At 50.1% G+C, this 1,083-nt stretch carries 11 tRNA genes; all 11 read right to left on the reverse strand.

Features of this window, described 5'->3' with window-relative positions:
• Positions 1-74: transfer RNA gene (locus COJ96_RS24905), tRNA-Ile, on the reverse strand.
• 4 nt (positions 75-78) lie between these two features.
• A tRNA-Gly gene (locus tag COJ96_RS24910) sits at positions 79-152 on the reverse strand.
• A 16-nt stretch (positions 153-168) separates the two neighbouring features.
• Positions 169-244 (reverse strand) — tRNA-His (locus COJ96_RS24915).
• 27 nt (positions 245-271) lie between these two features.
• Positions 272-347 (reverse strand) — tRNA-Phe (locus COJ96_RS24920).
• Between the two features lie 6 nt (positions 348-353).
• A tRNA-Asp gene (locus COJ96_RS24925) sits at positions 354-430 on the reverse strand.
• A 2-nt stretch (positions 431-432) separates the two neighbouring features.
• Positions 433-506, reverse strand: a tRNA-Met gene (locus tag COJ96_RS24930).
• Between the two features lie 84 nt (positions 507-590).
• Positions 591-683: transfer RNA gene (locus tag COJ96_RS24935), tRNA-Ser, on the reverse strand.
• 19 nt (positions 684-702) lie between these two features.
• Positions 703-779 (reverse strand) — tRNA-Ile (locus COJ96_RS24940).
• Between the two features lie 15 nt (positions 780-794).
• Positions 795-871, reverse strand: a tRNA-Met gene (locus COJ96_RS24945).
• A 20-nt stretch (positions 872-891) separates the two neighbouring features.
• A tRNA-Ala gene (locus COJ96_RS24950) sits at positions 892-967 on the reverse strand.
• 17 nt (positions 968-984) lie between these two features.
• A tRNA-Pro gene (locus tag COJ96_RS24955) sits at positions 985-1,061 on the reverse strand.
• Between the last annotated feature and the right edge of the window lie 22 nt (positions 1,062-1,083).

The following is a 1,083-nucleotide window of genomic DNA, read 5'->3' on the forward strand; positions in this document are numbered from 1 at the left end:
TGGGCCTAAATGGACTCGAACCATCGACCTCACGCTTATCAGGCGTGCGCTCTAACCAGCTGAGCTATAGGCCCATATTGGAGCGGGTGATGAGAATCGAACTCACAACATCAGCTTGGAAGGCTGAGGTTTTACCACTAAACTACACCCGCATATAATAATTTATTATGGGGCGACTGATGGGAATCGAACCCACGAATGTCGGAACCACAATCCGATGCGTTAACCACTTCGCCACAATCGCCATAATAATATTGTTTTAAAACAAAAATGGTGGCTCAGGACGGAATCGAACCGCCGACACAAGGATTTTCAGTCCTTTGCTCTACCGACTGAGCTACTGAGCCAACATATGGCGGTCTGGACGGGACTCGAACCCGCGACCTCCTGCGTGACAGGCAGGCATTCTAACCAACTGAACTACCAGACCAATTGCGGGGACAGGATTTGAACCTGCGACCTTCGGGTTATGAGCCCGACGAGCTACCAGACTGCTCCACCCCGCGATAATAGAAATAATTAATTTTGGAGCATGCTCCATTTCTTGTTACTAAGCGCCCCGATTTCAGAAAGCAAAGTTATAATATTTATGGAGGAGGAAGAGGGATTCGAACCCCCGCGCGGTATGACCCGCCTGTCGGTTTTCAAGACCGATCCCTTCAGCCAAACTTGGGTATTCCTCCAAATTAAATATAAAACTAATGGTGGACCTTGTAGGACTCGAACCTACGACCGGACGGTTATGAGCCGTCTGCTCTAACCAGCTGAGCTAAAGGTCCAGTTTAGATAATATTTGGTAGCGGCGGAGGGGATCGAACCCCCGACCTTACGGGTATGAACCGTACGCTCTAGCCAGCTGAGCTACACCGCCATACTATCATGTAAAATTATTGGTGGAGTCTAGGGGGATCGAACCCCTGACCTCCTGCGTGCAAAGCAGGCGCTCTCCCAGCTGAGCTAAGACCCCATTGATTATAAGAAGCATGGTCGGGAAGACAGGATTCGAACCTGCGACCCCTTGGTCCCAAACCAAGTGCTCTACCAAGCTGAGCTACTTCCCGTAAAAGTGCGCCCTGAGAGATT

Source organism: Bacillus sp. AFS073361 (assembly GCF_002567005.1).
Lineage (GTDB): Bacteria > Bacillota > Bacilli > Bacillales > Cytobacillaceae > Neobacillus.